This window comes from Methylobacterium sp. B1 (assembly GCF_000333255.1).
Taxonomy (GTDB): domain Bacteria; phylum Pseudomonadota; class Alphaproteobacteria; order Rhizobiales; family Beijerinckiaceae; genus Methylobacterium; species Methylobacterium fujisawaense.
Map to the genome: position 1 here is coordinate 1 of NZ_BACT01000474.1, position 2846 is coordinate 2846.

Genomic DNA, 2846 nt, shown 5'->3' on the forward strand with positions numbered 1-2846 from the left:
CCGGGCGTTTTCGGCGCGGGATACAGATCCGGCGCCCGCCGGCCCGCGGCCCTGTCGATAGCGGCGGAGTATTGCCCGGGGGAGACCGCCGCCGGCTCGAAGCGCGGGCCTGGGGGGCACCCGAACTTCGTTCCGGCGGCGTGACGACGTGCACGGCTTCCGCGGAGGGGGAATCGCTGAAGCCGCATTTCGCCGGCCGCGCTTTGGAACGCGGTCGACCGAAAATCTCGCATGGCCATGTTGCCGAAGGATGTCTGGTCTCGGGAGCCGACCCCTTTTATGGGCTGACCTTCGGGGATGGGTTTCCTCCGCGCCGCCGTCTGCTATCCCTCCCGATCACTCCCGACGTCCGACCCTGCCGCCGACAGTCCCGAATGAGCCTTCTGCGCGATCTCTTCGGCCATGTCGGCCGTACCGTGACGGCCTATGCCGGTGACAAGGCGCTGATGCTCGCGGCAGTCTCGGCTGCGGCCAACGTCATCGTCGCCGACGGCGAGGTCGCCGGTCCGGAATTCGACGCGGCTCTGCTCGGCCTGAAGGCCGACCCGGTCCTGATGAAGGGCTACGACGCTTTGATGCTGGAGACCGAACTCTACGAGGGCATCGCCCGGGCGAGGACCCGGCTCGGCCGGGCCGAGAATCTGCGCCATGTGGCGGCGGTCGCCGAGCGCCCCGCGAACCAGCGCGAGAACGTCTTCCTGATCGCCGCGGACGTCGCCGATCAGGACGGGATCAGCAACATCGAGGCGAGCGCCCTCGGCGAGATCGCCGTAGCCCTGCGGGTCGACGCGATCGGACTGCTCCGCGCGAATCCGGTCCGACGCCCGCCGGTCTGACAGATCCGGTTGGCATCGCGGTTGCTCGGCGCGGACGCGCTGCCCAGCCGGCCGCGCCCGCCTATAAAGACCCCGTCGCACGGCGACCCGCCGTGAAAGGAACCGGCATGGCCGAGAAAAGCCTCAGCAAGACCCACAACCTGCGCGCCGATGGTGCGCGACTCTGGGCGACGATCCTGGAGACCGCGGCGTTCGGCGGCACGCCGGCCGGCGGCATCAACCGCCTGACGCTCTCGGCCGAGGACGGCCAGGTCCGCGACTGGTTCCGGGAGGCCTGCGAGGCGGCCGGGCTGACGGTGTCGGTCGATGCGCTGGGCACCCAATACGCCCTGCGGCCGGGCCGGGACATGGCCCGCAAGCCGATCGCCTTCGGCTCGCATCTCGACACCCAGCCCACCGGCGGCAAGTTCGACGGCGTCCTCGGCGTCCTGGCGGGCCTCGAGGTGATGCGCAGCCTGAACGATGCCGGGATCGAGACCGACGCGCCGCTGCTCGTGGTCAACTGGACCAATGAGGAAGGCTCGCGCTTCGCCCCCGCCATGATGGCCTCGGCGGCCTATGCGGGAGACTTCACCACCGACGAGATCCTGGCCAAGCGCGACGCCGCCGGCACGACGGTGGCGGAAGCCCTCGATGCCATCGGCTATCGCGGGGTCGAGGCCGTCGGCACGCGGGAGATCGGCGCTTTCGTGGAACTGCATATCGAGCAGGGCCCGATCCTGGAAGCCGAGGGCAAGACCATCGGCGTGGTCGAGGGCGGCCAGGGCATCATGTGGTTTGAAGGGGTCATCACGGGCTTTGAGAGCAATGCCGGCACCACGCGAATGCCGCCCCGCCGGGACGCGCTGCTCGCCTTTCCGAGTTCGCCCTCGCGGCCGAGCGGATCGCCATGGCGCACGCCCCCTCTGCCGTGGCCACGATCGGCGAGGCTGCGATCCTGGCGCCGTCCCGCAACGTCGTGCCGGGCCGGGTCGCCTTCACGGTGGATGTGCGTGACCCGCGCTCGGCGACCCTCGACGCCATGGAGGCGGCCCTGGCCGAGGCGGCCGCCGAGATCGCCGGACGCCGTCGCTTGGAGATCGCGCTGACGCGGATCTGGCGGAAGGAGGCGGTGCCGTTCGATCCCGCCATCGTGGCGGCGATCGATGCGGCCGCCGAGAGCCTGGGACATGCGCGGCGCCGGATCATTTCGGGCGCCGGCCACGATGCCTGCAACCTCGCCGACAAGGTGCCCGCCGCGATGATCTTCGTGCCGTGCAAGGACGGGATCAGCCACAACGAGGCCGAATCCGCCACACAGGCCGACTGCGCGGCCGGCGCCGACGTGCTGCTGCAGACCGTGCTCCGTCTCGCCAACGCCCCGCGCACCTAGAAACCTGCAGCCTGGTGGTTCCGGCCGCACAGGAGAAGCGGCGCGCCGGGTCTCGGACGTAGCCGATCCGAGACCGCGTTGCCATCGTCCCGGCCTCGCCTCCGGCGCCTCGGAATGATGGCAGCGCGGCCGCAAGCCCCTCGGTCCGGAGGTGTACCGCGGCGGAAAATCCCGTAAGGACCGCTCCATGAGCGCGCGATCCTACCGCGACGCCAAGGGCCGGCCGCTCGTCGCGGTGACCGGCATCGGCGTCGTTTCCTCCCTCGGTCGGGGACAGGCCGATACCTGGACGGCCATGACCGAGGGCCGGTCCGGCATCCATGCCATCGCGCGGTTTCCCACCGACGGTCTGCGCACGCGCATCGCCGGGACGGTGGACTTCCTCGACACCGATCCCCTCGTCGCGCCGCTCCTGTCGGAGCGGTTCGCCGCCGTCGCCGCCGAGGAAGCGGTGGCGCAGGCCGGGATCGGCACCAGCGGCGATTTCCCGGGCGCGCTGTTCATCGCGGTCCCGCCGGTGGAGATGGAATGGCCCCAGCGGCAGGCCCTGGCCGAGGCCGCGGGCGGCGACGGTCCGGTCGACTATGCCGGCCTACTGCGGGCTGCCGCGACGCGCCGCTTCGATCCCTGGCACGACC

Annotated in this window: 2 protein-coding genes and 1 pseudogene; all 3 read left to right on the forward strand. The window is 71.0% G+C overall.

The genetic code is table 11. The features are described 5' to 3' along the window. The first annotated feature begins 374 nt into the window (after nt 1-374). Entirely contained in the window at nt 375-836 is a 462-nt protein-coding gene (locus tag I53_RS13985) for a tellurite resistance TerB family protein (RefSeq protein WP_043351693.1), read from the forward strand. Between the two features lie 107 nt (nt 837-943). Further along, nucleotides 944-2208: pseudogene (locus I53_RS13990) on the forward strand (Zn-dependent hydrolase). Between the two features lie 187 nt (nt 2209-2395). Then, nucleotides 2396-2846 (forward strand): beta-ketoacyl synthase N-terminal-like domain-containing protein (locus tag I53_RS13995; protein WP_043351694.1); only part of this gene is annotated, 451 nt, incomplete at its 3' end.